The organism is Streptomyces sp. NPDC002867 (assembly GCF_053591895.1).
In genome coordinates this window covers 58209-75952 of the sequence record NZ_JBSFUR010000015.1, presented here as the reverse complement: position 1 = coordinate 75952, position 17744 = coordinate 58209, and the positions used below count along the sequence as shown (strand labels likewise).

13 protein-coding genes and 1 pseudogene are annotated in these 17744 nt (G+C 71.7%); 12 read left to right on the top strand and 2 right to left on the bottom strand.

Annotated features, from left to right (window positions below):
- The first annotated feature begins 101 nt into the window (after positions 1–101).
- From ACWD0A_RS16990 to ACWD0A_RS16945, 10 genes are all read left to right on the top strand, one after another.
- Positions 102–1409, top strand: a complete 1308-nt coding sequence (locus ACWD0A_RS16990; RefSeq protein WP_451298775.1) for an acyltransferase family protein — start codon at positions 102–104, stop codon at positions 1407–1409.
- Positions 1410–1445: 36 nt separating this feature from the next.
- On the top strand, positions 1446–3254 hold the full coding sequence (locus tag ACWD0A_RS16985) for an ABC-F family ATP-binding cassette domain-containing protein (RefSeq protein ID WP_451298773.1): 1809 nt from the start codon (positions 1446–1448) through the stop codon (positions 3252–3254).
- Between the two features lie 244 nt (positions 3255–3498).
- A complete protein-coding gene (locus ACWD0A_RS16980) occupies positions 3499–5133 on the top strand; it encodes an outer membrane protein assembly factor BamB family protein (protein ID WP_451298771.1) in 1635 nt (544 codons plus the stop codon).
- Between the two features lie 67 nt (positions 5134–5200).
- Complete coding sequence (locus ACWD0A_RS16975) at positions 5201–6982, top strand: outer membrane protein assembly factor BamB family protein (protein WP_451298769.1); 1782 nt, start codon at positions 5201–5203, stop codon at positions 6980–6982.
- A gap of 66 nt (positions 6983–7048) precedes the next feature.
- Entirely contained in the window at positions 7049–8884 is a 1836-nt protein-coding gene (locus ACWD0A_RS16970; RefSeq protein WP_451298767.1) for an outer membrane protein assembly factor BamB family protein, read from the top strand.
- A gap of 211 nt (positions 8885–9095) precedes the next feature.
- Positions 9096–9803, top strand: coding sequence for a helix-turn-helix transcriptional regulator (locus ACWD0A_RS16965; RefSeq protein WP_451298765.1), 708 nt, complete (start codon positions 9096–9098; stop codon positions 9801–9803).
- Between the two features lie 160 nt (positions 9804–9963).
- Positions 9964–11004, top strand: coding sequence for a galactose-1-phosphate uridylyltransferase (gene galT / locus ACWD0A_RS16960; protein WP_451298763.1), 1041 nt, complete (start codon positions 9964–9966; stop codon positions 11002–11004).
- The gene (gene galE / locus ACWD0A_RS16955; protein WP_451298761.1) at positions 11005–11973 is read left to right on the top strand and encodes a UDP-glucose 4-epimerase GalE; all 969 of its coding nucleotides are present in this window, start codon (positions 11005–11007) and stop codon (positions 11971–11973) included.
- Positions 11970–13076 (top strand): galactokinase, encoded by a 1107-nt coding sequence (galK, locus tag ACWD0A_RS16950; protein WP_451298759.1) that lies wholly within the window; start codon positions 11970–11972, stop codon positions 13074–13076. The genes galE and galK overlap by 4 nt, the downstream gene beginning before the upstream one ends.
- A 301-nt stretch (positions 13077–13377) precedes the next feature.
- Positions 13378–14136, top strand: a complete 759-nt coding sequence (locus ACWD0A_RS16945; protein ID WP_451298757.1) for a LuxR C-terminal-related transcriptional regulator — start codon at positions 13378–13380, stop codon at positions 14134–14136.
- Here ACWD0A_RS16945 and ACWD0A_RS16940 read toward each other — a convergent pair.
- Positions 14095–14592, bottom strand: coding sequence for a MarR family winged helix-turn-helix transcriptional regulator (locus tag ACWD0A_RS16940; protein ID WP_307715065.1), 498 nt, complete (start codon positions 14590–14592; stop codon positions 14095–14097). The two genes, ACWD0A_RS16945 and ACWD0A_RS16940, sit on opposite strands and share 42 nt — an antisense overlap.
- A 131-nt stretch (positions 14593–14723) precedes the next feature.
- On the opposite strand from ACWD0A_RS16940, the gene ACWD0A_RS16935 reads away from it, so the two are divergent.
- Together ACWD0A_RS16935 and ACWD0A_RS16930 are read left to right on the top strand one after the other, a co-directional pair.
- Positions 14724–15545, top strand: a complete 822-nt coding sequence (locus tag ACWD0A_RS16935) for a trans-aconitate 2-methyltransferase (protein WP_451298755.1) — start codon at positions 14724–14726, stop codon at positions 15543–15545.
- Positions 15545–15798, top strand: a pseudogene (locus ACWD0A_RS16930) (hypothetical protein). The gene ACWD0A_RS16935 and the pseudogene ACWD0A_RS16930 overlap by 1 nt, the downstream one beginning before the upstream one ends.
- Positions 15799–15871: 73 nt before the next feature.
- Here ACWD0A_RS16930 and ACWD0A_RS16925 read toward each other — a convergent pair.
- A complete protein-coding gene (locus ACWD0A_RS16925) occupies positions 15872–17626 on the bottom strand; it encodes an FG-GAP repeat domain-containing protein (protein WP_451298900.1) in 1755 nt (584 codons plus the stop codon).
- Between the last annotated feature and the right edge of the window lie 118 nt (positions 17627–17744).

The following is a 17744-nucleotide window of genomic DNA, read 5'->3' as shown; positions in this document are numbered from 1 at the left end:
CGCGCCTCAAACGCCGGCGGGGCTGACTTTGCGCGGTACTCACGCCGCACCTGAGTACATGCGCCCTCCCGCGACGCGCCGCCCCGCGCGAGCGTAAGCGCATGGCCACCGTCACCGAGCTCGCCGCCGCCACCCCCGTCACCCGCGACCGCTACGTCGACCTCCTTCGCGTCGCCTCCCTCGGCGTCGTCGTCGGCGGGCACTGGCTCATGGCCGCCGTGACCGACGACGGGGTCGGGAACCTGCTCGCCGTCGTGCCGGAGTTGCAGGTCCTCACCTGGGTCCTCCAGGTGATGCCCGTCTTCTTCTTCGTCGGCGGGTTCTCGCACGCCCTCTCGTACCGGTCGCTGCGGCGCCGTCACCCGGACCGGGCCGTGTACTCCGTCTTCCTGCGCGGACGCCTCCAGCGGCTGCTGCGGCCGACCATGGCCTTCGTTCTCGTCTGGGGTGCCGCCGCGCTCGCCGTGCAGCTGCTCGGCGGGGGCGGCGGGACGACGGGGGTCGCGCTGCGGCTCGTCGCCCAGCCGCTGTGGTTCATCGGCATCTATCTCGCGATGGTCGCGTTCACCCCGCCGCTGCTGAGGCTGCACGAGCGTTTCGGCTGGGGCGCCTTCGGAGCGCTCGCTGCGGCCGCGACCGCCGTCGACGTGCTGCGGCTCGCCGCGGACGTCCCCTTCGTCGAGTTCCTGAACTTCGCCTTCGTCTGGCTCGCCGTCCACCAGCTCGGCTTCCTGCGGGCGGACGGCCGTATCCGCAGGCCTGCCCTGCTCGCGGCCGCCGGTCTCGCCGGAGCCGCCGCGCTCGTCGCCCTCGGGCCGTATCCGCTCTCCATGGTCGGCATGCCCGGCGAGAAAATCTCGAACATGGCCCCGCCCACCCTCGCCCTCCTCTGCCACGGGCTGTGGCTGGTCGGCGCCGTCGAGCTGCTCAAGGGGCCGGGCGCCCGCCTGCTGCGCCGCCCCCGCGTCTGGCGAGGCGTCGTCGCCGCGAACGGGATCGCCATGACCGCGTTCCTGTGGCACCTGACCGCCATGCTCGGCGTGTACGGGGCGATGCTCGCCGCGGGCCTGGAACTGCCGGAGCCCGCGGGCGCCGCCTGGTGGGCGGGGGTCCCGTTCCGGATCGCCGCGGCCGCCCTGGCGACCGCCGGCCTCGTCGCCGTCTTCCGCCGCTTCGAGCGGCCCGCGCACGGCGCCGGTGCGCCCGTCCCGGGCACCGGGCCCGTCGCCGCCACGGGGATCACCCTGTGTCTGTTCGGCGTCCTCGGACTGTCCATGGTCGGCTTCGGGGGGCTGCTGGAGGGCAGGACCGCGACGCTCGTCGCCGTGCCGGTCAGCGCACCCGCGGCGGTCGCCATGGCGCTCGGCGGCTGGCTGCTGGTGGAACGGGCCGGAACACGTGCCAAGTAGGCTGGGAGGTCGATCGTTCCCCCTGGCAGGAGAAAAATGGCCGTCAATCTGGTCAATGTCGAGGCAGTCAGCAAGGTGTACGGCACACGCGCCCTGCTCGACTCCGTCTCCCTCGGCGTGTCCGAGGGGGACCGCATCGGCGTCGTGGGCCGCAACGGCGACGGCAAGACCACCCTCATCCGCTTGCTCGCCAAGCTGGAGGAGCCCGACACCGGCCGGGTCACCCAGAGCGGCGGGCTGCGGCTCGGCGTGCTCACCCAGCACGACTCGCTCGACCCCGAGGCCACCATCCGCCACGAGGTCATCGGCGACCTGGCCGACCACGAGTGGGCCGGGAACGCCAAGATCCGCGACGTGCTGACCGGGCTGTTCGACGGCCTCGACCTGTCCGGCTTCCCGCAGGGACTCGACACCGTGATCGGGCCGCTGTCCGGCGGCGAGCGCCGCCGTATCGCGCTCGCCAAGCTGCTCATCGCCGACCAGGACCTGATCGTCCTCGACGAGCCCACCAACCACCTCGACGTGGAGGGCATCGCCTGGCTCGCGAAGCATCTGCAGGCCCGCCGCTCGGCGCTCGTCTGCGTCACGCACGACCGGTGGTTCCTCGACCAGGTCTGCACCAGGATGTGGGACGTGCAGCGCGGGGCCGTGTACGAGTACGAGGGCGGCTACAGCGACTACGTCTTCGCCCGGGCCGAGCGCGAGCGCATCGCGGCCACCGAGGAGGCCAAGCGGCAGAACCTGATGCGCAAGGAGCTGGCCTGGCTGCGGCGCGGAGCCCCCGCCCGTACCTCCAAGCCCCGCTACCGCATCGAGGCCGCGAACGAGCTCATCGCCGACGTGCCGCCGCCGCGCGACACGTCCGAGCTGATGAAGTTCGCCGGCGCCCGGCTCGGCAAGACGGTCTTCGACCTGGAGGACGTGACCGTCCAGGCCGGCCCCAAGGTGCTGGTGCAGCACCTCACCTGGCAGCTCGGGCCCGGCGACCGCATCGGTCTGGTCGGCGTCAACGGCGCGGGCAAGACCTCGCTGTTGCGCACCCTCGCCGACGCCGCCCGCACCGAGGGCGAGAAGCAGCCCGTGGCCGGCCGCGTCGTCGTCGGCAAGACGGTCAGGCTCGCGTACCTCTCGCAGGACGTCGCCGAACTTCCCCCGGCACTGCGGGTGTTGGAGGCGGTGCAGCAGGTACGCGACCGCGTCGACCTCGGCAAGGGCCGCGAGATGACCGCGGGCCAGCTGTGCGAGCAGTTCGGCTTCGGCAAGGAGAAGCAGTGGACGCCGGTCGGCGATCTGTCGGGTGGTGAGCGGCGCCGCCTCCAGCTGCTGCGCCTGCTGATGGACGAGCCGAACGTCCTCTTCCTCGACGAGCCCACGAACGACCTCGACATCGAGACGCTGACGCAGCTGGAGGACGTGCTCGACGGCTGGCCCGGTTCGATGGTGGTCATCTCCCACGACCGGTTCTTCCTCGAGCGGACCACGGACCGCACGTTCGCGCTGCTCGGCGACGGCGCGCTGCGGATGCTGCCCCGAGGCATCGACGAGTACCTGGAGCGCCGGGCACGCATGGTCGAGGCGTCCGCGCCCACACCGCCGCCCGCCCCTGCGGCCGTCGGGGGCAAGGAGAAGTCGGCCGCGGACGCGCGTGCGGCGAAGAAGGAACTGCAGCGGATCGAGCGACAGCTCGACAAGATCTCCGAGAAGGAGAGCAAGCTGCACGATCACATCGCCGACAACGCGACCGACTTCGAGCGCGTCGCGAAGCTGGACGCCGAGCTGCGCGAACTGGCGGGCGAACGCGACGAGTTGGAAATGCGCTGGCTCGAACTGGCGGAAGACGCCTAGAAGCCGCTCGTAGAGAAGCCGTGGAAACCGCGTAACAACAGCATCACGGGCCGGTCCTCCCTTGGGAACAGGGGCGGACCGAGCCCGTTCCGCGTTCGTCGTGGGTGATACAAAGAAGCGCGTCCGGCTGCGCTTTCCGGCCGCCCGCCGGGGGGGCCACGGGGGCCGGGGCACCGCCGACCACGCCGAAAGCCGTGGGGGGTGCCCGCCGGGCAGCGGACCGCAGGAGAAGGGGGAGGCGCTGATGACTCAGCCGCCTGATCGACAGGGGCCTGAGGGAGGCTTCGGCGCCGCGCACCATCAGTGGCAGGGGGGCGCGTATCCCCCTCCGCCCGCGCAGGCGCCGCAGACGCCTGCGTCGCAGCCCGGGTACGGCTATCCGCAGACGGGGCCGTACGCCACACCTGCGTACGGGCCGTACCCGACGCAGCCCCAGGTCCCGCCTCAGCCGCGTGGACCACGTCGCTTCCTGGCGAGCCGGACGGGCCGCGTCGTCGCCGCTGCGGTGGCCGGACTGCTCGTCGCGGGCGGCGTCACCTACGCGGCACTGAGCGGCGACGACAAGAAGACGCCGCCCGTCGCCGGCGCCCCGGGCGACGCCCCGGAGCCCGCCGGCTCACCCACCGCCTCCGGCGGGCCGGACGACGCGGCGAAGGACCCGAACGCCCAGCGCAGGGCCGGTGACGCCCGCGTCCTGTTCGTGACGAAGAACGAGACCGACCTGCCCGGCGACGGCGCGTTCGCCCAGGGGCCCTGGGTGGTCGGCGACACCGTCGTCAAGGCCATGTACCGCGAGGTCACCGGCTATTCGGTGACGGACGGCGCCAAGAAGTGGACCGTCGAGCTCGACTCCGACCTCTGCATGGCCGCCCCGCAGGACTCGCCCGACGGCAAGATCGTCATCGGGGTGCTCGACGGCCATACGGCGAAGTCCGACTGCAGCGTCCTGCAGATGATCGACGCGAAGACGGGCACGGCGGGCTGGCGCACGACCGTGCCCAAGCCCAAGGGCATGACCGGCTTCTCCGACCTGGTGCTCGCGCTCAGCGGGAACACGGTCACCGCCGTCGGCACCGGCACCTCCTTCGGGTTCTCCGTCACCGACGGCCGGCGGCTCTTCGCCATGCCGTCGTCCGGCTGCCTGCCGTACGCCTTCGCGGGCGGGTCCCGGCTGATCGCCGCGGCCGAGTGCCCCACCGCCGCCGACGAGGTCGCCAAGCAGGAGATCCAGGGGATCGACCCGGCCACCGGCAGGCCCGCGTGGCGGTACACGCTGGACGCCGACTGGAAGCTGGACAAGGTCTTCTCGGTCGCCCCGGTCGCCTTCTTCGCCCACAAGGAGGACATGGCGGGCGAAGTCGTCGACAAGAAGGTGTTCGTGCTCACGGACACCGGTCGGCTGCGCTCGCGGATCGCCTTCGGCGACGACGAGTTCGAGCCCCGCTGCGGGAGCGGAGCGATCCAGCTCCGCGGCGAGATCCAGGGCTGGTGCGCGGGCGCCGCGGCCGACGGGGCCGCCGTGTACCTCGCCACCAAGGGCGGCCACGAGGTCGTGACGTTCGGCCTGGACACGGGCAGGCGCACGGGCGTCTCGTCGGCCGGCGACGACCGCACCATCACGCCCATGACCGCCGAGGACGGCACGGTGGTGCACCACGTCGGGCCCTCGCTCTACTCGGGCGGCGCGGTCTCGACGGTCGCCCCGTCCGGCGGGGAGCGCAAGGTCCTGCTCAGGCTCCCGAAGACGGACGCCGAAGGCTTCTCCGAGGCACGGGCGGTCTTCGCGGACGGCAGGCTCTTCCTCGTCGCCCCCATGGTCCAGGCACTGAACGACGCGGCGGAGCGGGAGACGAACACCATGATGGCTTTCGGCAAGTGAACGCGGTCTGGGTCATCCGGACACCCCCCACCCCTACTCGCACCGAACACTCCAGAGGTAGTACGCCATGACACAGCCGCCGAACCAGCCGCCGCAGCCGGGCTTCGGAGCCCCCCAGGACCCGCAGGGCGTCCCGCAGCCGCCCGCCCAGCCGCCCCAGATGCCGCCCGCCCCGCCGACGCCCCCCGCGGGCGCACCGCAGGCCCCGGGCTACGGCTATCCGCAGCAGCCCGCGCCGCAGCCCGGCTACGGATACCCGCAGGCGGGCCAGCCCGGCCCGTACGCCCAGCAGCCCGGCCCGTACAACCAGCAGCCGGGCCCGTACAACCAGCCCGGTCCGTACGGCGGTTACCCGGCGCAGCCGCAGTACCCGGGTGCGCCGACCCCCCCGTCCGGCGGTTCGGGGAACTTCTTCAAGGGGAAGACCGGCATCATCGTGGCCGCCTCGGCCGCCGCGCTGCTCCTCATCGGCGGTGGCACGTACTTCGCCGTCGCCGGGGACGACAAGCAGGACAAGCCGAACGTCAGCAAGTCCAGCGACGACCCGAAGCCGACCGGCTCCCCGACCGTCGACCAGGGCGACGGCAACGGCGACGGCGGGGCGCGCGACGGCGAGGACGACCTCAACGCGGGGCGCCAGGCAGGCGAGGCCAAGGTCCTCTTCCTGACCAAGAACGACGTCGACCTGCCGCGCAACGGCTCCGACGTGTTCGGCCCGTGGGTGGTCGGCGACACCGTCGTCAAGGCCATGTACCGCGAGATCGCCGGGTATTCGGTGACCGACGGCACGAAGAAGTGGAGCGTGCCGGTGAGCACCAAGGTGTGCTCCGCACCCGCCAACGCCTCCGAGGACGGGAAGATCGTCTTCGGTGTCGAGGACGGCCTGACCGACAAGGCCAAGTGCAACGACCTGCAGATGGTCGACCTCAAGACCGGCAAGGCCGGCTGGAAGAAGTCGATCCCCAAGGTCTCCGGCTTCGCCGGCCTGTCCGACTTCACGCTCGCCATCAGCGGCAACACACTGGCGGTCGGCGGCAGCGGCAACTCGTACGGCTACTCCCTCGCCGACGGCAAGCAGCTGTTCGGCAAGCCGTCGGGCGACTGCAAGCCGTTCGCCTTCGCCGGCGGACCCCGCCTGCTGGCCGGCGCGAGCTGCCCCACGTCGGACTACGACAAGCCCAAGCAGCAGCTCCAGGAGGTCGACCCGGTCACCGGCAAGGCCAAGTGGACCTACAACACGCCCGAGGGCTGGGAGATCGACAAGGTCTACTCGGCGAGCCCGCTGGTCGTCTCCATCACCCAGCGCGAGCCCAAGAAGTGGTCGATCATCGCGCTGACCGACAACGGCAAGCCGCGCTCGCAGATCGACGGCGGCAAGGACAAGTACCAGCCCCGCTGCGGCGGCGCCTTCGTGGTCTTCGGCCAGAACCTGGAGGGCTGCACCGGCGTGGCCGCCGACGCGAACACCTTCTACATGGCGACCGAGACGGGCTACGGCACCGCCAACGAGGTCGTCGCCTTCAACCTCGACACCGGCAAGGCCAAGTGGCGCTCCAAGGCCCCGGCCGAGCGTCGGATGACTCCGCTGCGGATGGAGGGCGGCAACGTCCTCGTCTACATGGGCGCCTCCTACGACAAGGGCGGCACGGTCGCCACGATTGCCCCCACCGGCGGCGCGCCGAAGACGCTGCTCCAGCACCCGGCGTCCACCGCGCAGATCGAGAACACCTTCTACTCGCCCAAGACGGTCTACGCCGACGGCCGCTTCTTCATCGCCGCCGGGCGGGTGAGCGCGAGCAACGACAAGGAGGAGAAGGAGACGAAGACCATGATGGCCTTCGGCCAGTGACCGTGACCGTCGTCCCGGAACCCTTGTCCGCTCTTCAGCCGTACCGTCCCCAGAGGTAAGCACCCCATGACGCAGCCGCCGCCCCCGCCGAACCAGCCGCCCGGCCCGCCGCCGAACCAGCCGCCCGGCCCGCCGCCGCACCAGCCACCGGCCGGCCCGCCGCACCAGCCCCCGCAGGGCGGGTTCGGCGCGCCGCAGCAGCCGCCGGCGGGCGGGTTCGGCGCGCCGCCGCAGGACGGCGCGTACGGCTACCCGCAGACCCCGCCGCCCGCCCAGCCGCCGTACGGGCAGCCGCCCCAGACCCCGCCGCCCGCCGCGGGCCAGCCGCCCTACGGCTACCCGCAGCAGGGCGCTCCGGGTCATCCGCAGCAGGGCTACGGTTACCCGACGCAGCCCATGCAGCCGCAGTACACGCCGCCGCAGAACAGTGGCAGTGGCGGCGGCCGGAAGCTCAGCACGCAGATGCAGATCATCATCGCCGCGTGCGTGGCCATCGTCCTGATCGTCGTCGGCGGCATCGTGTACGCGAACACCGGTGACGACGGCAAGAAGGACGAGGCCAAGAACTCCTCGGGCGGCGCGTCCGGCGGCGGTGGCGGCGGCGACACCAAGCCCGCCCCGGACGGGGCCGGCAAGGAGAAGGCGGGGGCGAACACCAAGGCCAAGGTCGCCTTCCAGCTTCCCGAACCGGCGCGCGAGGACCTGACGGCCGTCCCCGGCTCCTGGGTCACCGACAAGGCGTACGTGAAGCCGGGCGTCAACTCGGTCGTCGCGTACGACGTCGCCAAGGGCAGCGTGCTGTGGACCATCCCGCTCGCCGGCCAGGTGTGCGCGGCCTCGCGCCACATGACCGAGGACCACAAGACGGCGATCCTCTTCGAGGCGAAGAAGCGCACCGCTCCCAAGTTCTACGAGAGGTGCACCGAGGTCGGGGTCCTCGACCTCAACACCGGCAAGCTGCTGTGGAGCAAGTCGGTCCCCGGCGACGGCGACGCGAAGAGCCAGTTCGACCAGGTCACCCAGAGCGGCAACACGGTCGCCGCGGGCGGTCTCTACGGTGGTGCCGCGTTCGACCTGACCACCGGAGAGGTCCGCTGGAAGCCCAAGGTCGACGCCCAGCAGTGCCGTGACATCGGCTACGGCGGCGGCAAGGCGCTCGTCGCGGTCCGCACCTGCGGCGACTACGACAACCGCACGGCCACCGTCCAGACGCTCAACGCGGACAACGGCACCCCGCTGTCGTCGTACAAGATGCCGGCGGGCGTCGAGGACGCCCGTGTCGTGTCCAGCGACCCGCTGGTCGTCGCCGCCGACGTCGGTGACACGGGCACGTTCGGCATCTCGGACTTCTTCTCCATCGACGGCAGGACCGGCAAGCTGCGCGCGAAGATCGCGGCTCCGGGCGACCAGTACCTGGCCCGCTGCTCGGCCAGCGACGGCGTCGAGGGCTGTCAGTTCGTGCTCGTGGGCAACGACAGGCTCTACCTGCCGACCACCGAGCACGACGGCGGCGGTGCGCTCGGCCGCACCAACGAGATCGTCGCCTTCGACCTCGCGACCGGCAAGGGCACGCCCGAGCGCGCCGACGCCGGCGAGGGCTACCACTCGCTGCCGCTGCGCATGGACGGTGGCAACCTCATCGTCTACAAGTGGCCCCCCTACAACAAGGGCGGTCAGGTGGTGAGCATCGACGGCGCCACCTTCAAGCAGACGGTGCTGCTGGAGAACCCCTCCGACCGTGCCGTGCGCGACGCCGAGACGAGCTTCCCGGAGACCGGCGCCGAGTACGACTACGCGGCGGGCCGGTTCTTCGTCTCGCAGGACCTGATGAGCAAGCCGCGCGAGAACGACTCGCAGTTCGGCAAGAAGTACCTGGCGGTCGCCTTCAGCGTGGCCGACTGACCGTACGAGAACGCCGTCCGGCCCGGCCCGTCGCTTCGACGGACCGGGCCGCGGTGTTTGTCGCCCAGGGCCGGTACAAGTGGCCCTGTTTACCGACGAATTCGGCATTCCGGGGCGCTTCTGCCGAGTTGGGGGCGCGCTCGTGGGTACGAGCGTGTAGCTTGCCGGGTCAGGAGGCCGGGGGGCCTGCTCCAACGGGGAGGGTTGCTCGATGGGCGTGCGGCTCATCGTGGTCGACGACCACAGACTGCTCGCGGAGGCGCTCGCCTCGGCGCTGAAACTGCGCGGGCACCGGGTGCTGGCGGCGGCCGCGCCCGCCGCCGGGGCGGCCGAACTCGTCGTCGCCAGGGCGCCCGAGGTCTGTCTGCTGGGGACCCAGGCGCCTGCCGCGCCGGGCGCCTTCGACCCGGTCGTACGGATCAAGCGGGAACGCCCCCAGGTGGCCGTCCTGGTCCTCGGCCCGGTGCCCAGCCCGCGGGGCATCGCCGCGGCGTTCGCGGCGGGGGCGTCCGGCTACGTGCGCCACGACGAGCGCATCGAAGGGGTGGAGCGCGCGCTGGTGAAGGCCCGCTCGGGCGAGGCGGTGGTGGCGCCCCAGCTCCTCCAGGGCGCGTTCACCGACCTCCTCAACCCGGCCGCGCAGCCCGACGACGAGGGTCAGCGGCTCCTCTCGCTGCTCACCGCACGCGAGGTCGAGGTGCTCGTGCGGGTCGCGGAGGGCGAGGACACCCGGCTGATCGCGGCCGGGATGGGCATCGCGCCGAGCACCGCGCGCACGCATGTGCAGCGCGTGCTGATGAAGCTGGGCGTCGGCTCCCGTCTGGAGGCGGCGGCCCTGGCCGCCCGGACGGGCCTACTGGACCGTGCGGCGCACGGCGATGTGCCGTCCGGCCTCGAACGGGACGGACAGTCGCGCTGAGGTTCTTTGTTTGATGGTGATGGTTCTGGTGGGTGGTTCACCGAACTGGTCTTGATCTTCTGGCCGGCGTCGTCCCGGGGTGGGCGGCCATTGACGCCAACTGTTGGGTCATGATTACTTATGTTTGATTCTGTTGAGAGAAAGTGGTGAGGAGCTCCGTGTGAGGAAGACGCCGACCCGGCTCGCCGACGGTCGTGAGCTGCTCTACTACGACGCCCGGGACGACGTCGTACGCGACGCCGTCGACCCGAGGCCCCTCGACGCCGTCTCCACCACCTCCGAGATCCGCCACGACGCCCTCCTCGGCGACGCCGTCGCCATCGCCGCGCACCGGCAGGGCCGCACCTACCACCCGCCGGCCGACGCATGCCCCCTCTGCCCCTCGCGCGAAGGGCGTCACAGCGAAGTCCCCGCCGCCGACTACGACGTCGCCGTCTTCGAGAACCGCTTCCCCTCCCTCGCGGGCGGCCTCGGCCGCTGCGAGGTCGTCTGCTTCACCTCCGACCACGACGTCTCGTTCGCCGATCTCACCGCCGAGCAGGCCGGACTCGTCCTGGAAGCATGGACCGACCGCACCGCCGACCTCGCCGACGTGCCCGGTGTCGAGCAGGTCTTCTGCTTCGAGAACCGCGGCGCCGAGATCGGCGTGACCCTCCAGCACCCCCACGGCCAGATCTACGGCTACCCCTTCGTCACCCCACGCACCGGCCTCATGCTGCGCTCCGCGGCCGGGCACCGCGCGGCGACCGGGCGCAACCTTTTCGACGACGTCGTGGCGCGCGAGCTGACCGAGGAGGTCCGCGTGGTGCTGGAGGGCGCGCACTGGGTCGCCTTCGTGCCGTACGCGGCGCACTGGCCCTACGAGGTGCACCTCTATCCGAAGCGCCGGGTGCCCGATCTGCGTGCCCTGGACGAGGCCGCGCGCACAGAGTTCCCACAGATCTATCTGGAACTCTTGAGGCGCTTCGACCGGATCTTCGGCCCGGGCGAACCGCCGACCCCGTACATCTCCGCCTGGCACCAGGCGCCGTTCACCGCGGACGGGCGGGACGACTTCGCCCTGCATCTCGAGCTTTTCACCATCCGCCGCACTTCCGGCAAGCTGAAGTTTCTCGCGGGTTCCGAGGCCGGTATGAGCGTGTTCATCAACGACGTGCCGCCGGAAGCCGCGGCCGAGCGACTGCGAGAGGTAGCGAGCTAAGTGAGCAAGAAATACCTGGTCACAGGCGGTGCGGGATATGTCGGCAGTGTGGTGGCCCAGCACCTCCTGGAGGCCGGCCACCAGGTGACCGTGCTCGACGACCTCTCCACCGGGTTCCGCGAGGGCGTCCCGGCGGGCGCGCAGTTCGTCGAGGGCCGCATCCAGGACGCCGCGCGCCATCTCGACGCCTCGTACGACGGCGTGCTGCACTTCGCCGCGTTCTCGCAGGTCGGCGAGTCGGTCGTCAAGCCGGAGAAGTACTGGGAGAACAACGTCGGCGGCACGATGGCGCTGCTGTCCGCGATGCGCTCCGCCGGCGTGCGCACGCTCGTCTTCTCCTCCACCGCCGCGACGTACGGCGAGCCGGTCTCGACCCCCATCACCGAGTCCGACCCGACCGCGCCCACGAGCCCCTACGGCGCCTCCAAGCTCGCCGTCGACCACATGATCAGCGGCGAGGCCGCGGCGCACGGGCTGGCCGCGGTGTCCCTGCGGTACTTCAACGTCGCGGGCGCGTACGGCGACTGCGGCGAGCGCCACGACCCCGAGTCGCACCTCATCCCGCTGGTCCTCCAGGTCGCCCTGGGCAGGCGCCCGTCCATCTCCGTCTTCGGCGACGACTACCCGACGCCGGACGGCACCTGCGTCCGCGACTACATCCATGTCGCCGACCTCGCCGAGGCGCATCTGCTCGCGCTCGACGCGGCGAAGCCCGGCGAGCACCTGATCTGCAACCTCGGCAACGGCAACGGCTTCTCCGTGCGCGAGGTGATCGAGACCGTGCGCAAGGTCACCGGCCACCCGGTGCCCGAGGTCATGGCCGAGCGCCGAGGCGGTGACCCCGCGGTCCTCGTCGCCTCCGCAGCCGCCGCCCAGGAACGCCTGGGCTGGCAACCGAGCCGCGCCGACCTGGCCGGCATCGTGTCCGACGCCTGGGCATTCGCCCGCGGGAGGGAAAACGCGTCATGAGCGACGGTGTGTGGGCAGCCCCCGGCAGGGTGAATCTGATCGGTGAACACACCGACTACAACGACGGTTTCGTCATGCCCTTCGCGCTGCCGCACACCACGGTGGCGACCGTGGCGCGCCGCGACGACGGCGTGCTGCGGCTCCACTCCGCCGACGTGGCCGGCGATCCTGTGGAACTGCGCGTCGACGACCTGGCCCCCGCCGCGCGCTCGGGCGACTGGACCGACTACCCATCGGGCGTCGTGTGGGCGCTGCGCTGGGCGGGCCTCGCGGTGGGCGGCGCAGACATCCACTACGAGTCCACCGTGCCGACCGGCGCCGGACTGTCCTCGTCCGCCGCGATGGAGGTCGTCACCGCGCTCGCCCTGAACGACCTGTACGCACTGGGCATGGACTCCCGGGACATCGCCCGTATGTGCCGGCGGGCGGAGAACGTCTACGTCGGCGCCCCCACCGGGATCATGGACCAGATGGCCTCGGCCTGCTGCGTCGAGGGCCACGCCCTGCACCTGGACACCCGTGACCTCTCGATGCGCCAGATCCCCTTCGACCTGACGGCCCACGGCCTCGAACTCCTCGTCGTGGACACCCGGGTGAAGCACGCCCACAGCGAGGGTGAGTACGGAAAGCGCCGCGCCGGCTGCGAGGCGGGCGCGGCGGCGCTCGGCGTCGACGCGCTGCGGGACGTCCCGTTCGACGGGCTGGACGACGCCCTGGCCCGCCTCGACGACCCGGAGGTGCGCGCCCTGGTCCGTCACATCGTCACGGAGAACCACCGGGTGGAGCGCGTGATCGCACAGATGGAGGCGGGCGAGGTCCGCGCGATCGGCCCGGTCCTGACGGAGGGCCACGCCTCGTTGCGCGACGACTTCCGGGTCTCGTGCCCCGAACTCGACCTGGTGGTCGACACGGCACTCACCGCCGGGGCGCTCGGCGCGCGGATGACGGGCGGCGGCTTCGGCGGTTCGGCGATCGTGCTGGCCGAGTCGTCCTCGGCGCACCTGGTGACGAAGGCGGTCCAGGAGGCGTTCGCGGCCCGGACCCTGGACGAGCCCCGCGTCTTCACGGCGGTCCCGTCCGCGGGGGCGCGGCGCGTGTCCTGAGGTGCTCGAGCCGAACGCGCCCCCGGCCCGGGGGTGCAGGCGGCACGGACGGGCGGCGGATCGCGATGCGGGGCGGGCTTGGGACGGTCATTTCCGCAAAGAGGCTTCGCTCGCAGCCGCCCGTCCGTACCCTGATGCTCAGCACCGGTGGGGGCCGGTGTCGATCAGGGGGCGACACCGTTGGGTACGGTGCCCGGGGCGGGGTATCAGTCAGAGCACGGCGGCGGCCGGGCGATTTCCTGTACCTCCTTCTCCGGGCGTCGTATCCGCGCCGATCCGTCCTCCGGCACTGGGGGTGCTTGTGGTCCGTATCCGGGTCCTGGTGGTGGACGACCACCGAATCTTCGCCGAGTCGCTCGCCGCGGCTCTCGCCGCCGAGCCCGACGTCGAGGTCGCCGCGGCGGGCAGCGGCCCTGCCGCGCTGCGCTGCCTGGAGCGGGCCGCGGCCGAGGGACGGCGCTTCGACGTCATGCTCGTCGACGCGGATCTCGGCATCTCCCCGGTGCCCGCGCCGCGCGCGGTGGCGGGCGCCGACGACGGGCTGGTGGACGGGATCTCGCTGGTCGCCGGCGTCCGTGTCCGTCAGATCGCCGTGCGGTCCGTGGTGCTCGCCGAGAAGGACGACGCCGCCCGCGCGGCGCTCGCGCTCCAGGCGGGGGCGTCGGGCTGGGTCGCCAAGGACTGCTCGCTGCAACGGCTGCTGGGCGTGGTCCGCGGGGTGCTGCGGGACGAGACGCATGTGTCGCCCGCACTACTCACCGGCGTGCTGCGCGAGCTGACCGCGGCCCGCAAGCACCGCACGGAGAGCGAGCAGCTGGTCGAGTCGCTGACCCCGCGCGAACAGGAGGTACTGCGCTGCATGGTGGCGGGCCTGGGGCGCAAAGCGGTCGCCGAGCGCCTCTTCCTGTCACCGCACACCGTCCGGACGCACATGCAGAACGTGCTCGGCAAGCTCGGCGTGCACTCCACGCTCGCCGCGGTCGCCCTGGCGCGCAGGGCGGGTGTCGGTCCGGTGGACCTAGCCGGGGATGTTGTCGAACGGGGCGGTCAACTGGCGTAGCAGTGCGGCCAGTTCCGCGCGCTGGGCGTGGGAGAGCTGGGCCAGGATCGCCCGTTCCTGGGCGAGCAGTCCGGCCAGTGCCTGGTCGGCCCGGTCGCGGCCCTCGGGGGTGAGCCGCACCAGGACGCCGCGCCGGTCGCTGGGGTCGGGCAGCCGCTCGACCAGATTCTTCTTGGCGAGCCGGTCGATGCGGTTGGTCATCGTGCCGGACGTGACCAGTGTCTGGGTGAGCAACTGGCCGGGGGAGAGCTGGTACGGCGCGCCCGCCCGGCGCAGCGAGGTGAGCACGTCGAACTCCCACGGCTCCAGCTGATGCTCGGCGAAGGCGAGCCGGCGGGCCCGGTCGAGATGGCGGGCGAGTCTGGAGACGCGGCTGAGCACCTCGAGCGGTTCCACGTCGAGGTCCGGGCGCTCTCGGCGCCATGCTGCGACCAGTCGATCGACCTCGTCCTCCATGTCGATCAGTGTAGTTGGTCTGTCGACATGAAGTCTCTTGACGTCAAGATATATTCTGCTTGACTATTGGGCAGGGTCGGCCCGGAACCGTTCCGTTTTTGGCTGCCCGTTCCTGCAAAGGGGACTCGAACATGCATTCCGCACCCACCTGGGATCCGCACCAGTACCTGCGCCATGCCGAGCACCGCACGCGCCCCTTCCTGGACATGCTCGCCCGCATACCCCAGCTGCCTTCCGGCAGCCGCCCCGCCCGGATCGCCGACATCGGCTGCGGCCCCGGCAACGTCACCGCGCTCCTCGCCGACCGCTGGCCCGATGCCCACATCACCGGCTTCGACCTCTCCCGCGAGATGCTCGCCCAGGCCGAGAAGGACCACGCCGGCACCACACCCGGCGGCGGCTGGCTGGACTTCCGTCTCGCCGACGCCGCGCACTGGACCCCCGACGAGCCGTACGACCTGATCGTCTCGAACGCGGCGCTCCAGTGGGTCCCCGACCACCCCGAGTCCTTCGCCGTCTGGATCGACGGACTCACGCCCGGCGGCACCTTCGCCTTCCAGGTGCCCGGCAACTTCACCTCGCCCAGCCACGCCCTCCTCGGCGAGCTGTGCGCGTCCCCGCAGTGGCGCGAGCGTCTCGGCGACCACGGGCGGCGCTACGTGCACATCCTGGAGCCCGCCGAGTACCTGCTGCGGCTCGCCGACCTGGGCTGCGACACGGACACCTGGGAGACCACCTACCTCCAGCTGCTCGGCGGCGAGGACCCGGTGCTCGACTGGGTGAAGGGCACCGCGCTGCGTCCCGTCCTCACCGAGCTCGCCGACGACCCGGAGGCCGAGCGCGAGTTCCTGGGCCAGTACCGGGACCTGCTGCGCAAGGCGTATCCGCAGGGGCCGCACGGCACCGTGTTCCCGTTCCGCCGCATCTTCGCCGTCGCCCGGAAGGTGTCGTGATGCTCGCCGCCGCCGGCCACGTCCGGCTCGCCGCCCCGCCCGGCTCCAAGGACGCGCCGCGCGCGTACCACGGCGACGTGCTGGGCACGGCGCATCCCGGGCTGCGCGTCACCGCGGTGTCGAGACGTACGCGCGAAGGCTGGAGAGGCTGGGTGCGAAGGTCGTGGGGGACGAGAACCTGCCGGGACACAAGCGGTTCCGCTCCGAGGCCCCGGTGGGCAACCGCCCGGAGTTCCTGGAGCCGGCCGGCTGAGGGGGCCGGGCGTACGACGGCGCCCCGCCGCGGGAGAACCGCGGCGGGGCGCCGTGCTGCCGGGGCAGCGGGATCAGTGCAGGGTGCGGTACGTGTTCCAGCCCGAGCCGACCCTCGCCTTGGCCTTGAAGCCGCCCTTGCCGTCGGCGTCGTAGCGGTACAGCACACCGTCCGACGCGCGGACCAGCAGGTCGGCGCGGCCGTCACCGGTCAGGTCGCCGGGCGTCACGAACTTGTTGAACTGGTTCCAGCCCGTGCCGATCAGCTTCTTCGCCTTGAACGGAGCCGTGGCCACGCCCGTACCCGCGTACAGGTACAGGCTGCCGTCCTTGGCGCGCGCGAGGATGTCCGCGCGGCCGTCGCCGTCGATGTCACCGGCGCCGGCGAGCACGGAGAACTGGCCCCAGCCGGTGCCGATCTTCTGGCGGGCGGCGAACGCCGAACCGTTTCCGTTGCCCCGGTACAGGTACAGGGCACCGGCGCTGTCGCGGGCCAGCAGGTCGCCCTTGCCGTCGCCGGAGAGGTCGCCGGGGCCGACCAGGGTGTTGTAGATGCCCCAGCCGCTGCCGATCTCGCTGTCGCCGACGTAGTCGTCGTAGTTCCACAGCGTGCCGTCCTCGAAGATCTCGAGCAGGTCGCCGTAGCCGTCGTCGTTGAACGAGGAGGTGAGCGTGAGCTTCGCGCCGCCCCAGCCGGGGCCGAACTCTTCGCGGGCGCTGAGCTGGCCGTTGTTCATCCCGTAGTACGCGTACAGGACACCGGACGTGTTGACGCCGAGGACCTCGTTCTTGCCCCAGTGCGGATTGTTGCCGGCGCCGGAGAACTGCGAGACGTCGTTCCAGCCGGTGCTGAGCTGCGTCCTCGCCTGGAAGGCGCCCGTGCCGGTGGAGAGGTACCGGTAGAGCGTGCCGGACACGGTGCGGGCCAGCAGGTCGCCGAAGCCGTCGCCGTTCATGTCGTCCACGCTGAACAGCTGGTTGTAGATGCCCCAGCCGGTGCCGATCTTCACGCGCGGCTTGAACGGCTGCGCGGCCGTGGTGCCGGCATAGAAGAACAGCTCACCGGCGGGGTTGCGCGCGAACAGGTCCGCGATCGCGTCGCCGTCGGCGTCGTTGACGCCCACGAGCTGGTCGAACTGGCCCCACCCGGAGCCGACGCGGACCTTCGGCGCGAACGGCTCGGCCGCGCCGGGCTGGGCCCGGTACAGGAACAGCTCGCCCGCGAAGTTGCGTGCGAGGACGTCGCCGACTCCGTCGCCGGTCAGGTCGCCGGGCGAGAAGATCTTGTTGAACTGCTGCCAGCCCGTGCCGGACCACTGCAGGTCGGCGTAGGTGTCGTGGCTGAGGTACGACGAGAGGCGGCCGTCGGCGGACAGCGTGAAGACCGTGGGCCGGGTGGGGTCGGCCGTGTCCATGCCCGCGACCGTGAACGCGTCCTTGAACGTCTCGCCGCTCTCGCCCAGCAGGTAGGGGTAGGTCTCCTCGCTGCCGGTCGGCGTCACCCAGTACTGGCCGTCGACGGTGCGCTGGAGCAGATCGCTGAAGCCGTCGCGGTCGAGGTCACTGCGCGGCACGGCCGGCGCCGCGGTCTCGGCGGCGCCGGCCACGGAGGCCGACGGCGCCTTCGCCGCGCCGGACTGCCTGATCGGAGACTTCGGCATGCTCTCGACGGTCGGAGCGGTGCGCTCCACCGGCGTGCGCGACGCCGGTGCGTCGTCCGCGTGCGCCGGAACGGCGAGCAGCATGCCCGCCGAGACGACCAGCGCGGTGCAGGCCGCGACGCGGCGCGCCGCCGTACGGCGCGCGACGGCGGGGCGGCCGGATTCCACTGAAGTCAAAGTCCCCCCTCGGGGAAAAGTCGGTTCACGCCTCGTCATCGGGACGAGGCACCGATATAGACAGTCCAGGGGGATCAAGGGATGTACGGAAAACCGCTCGATTTCCACA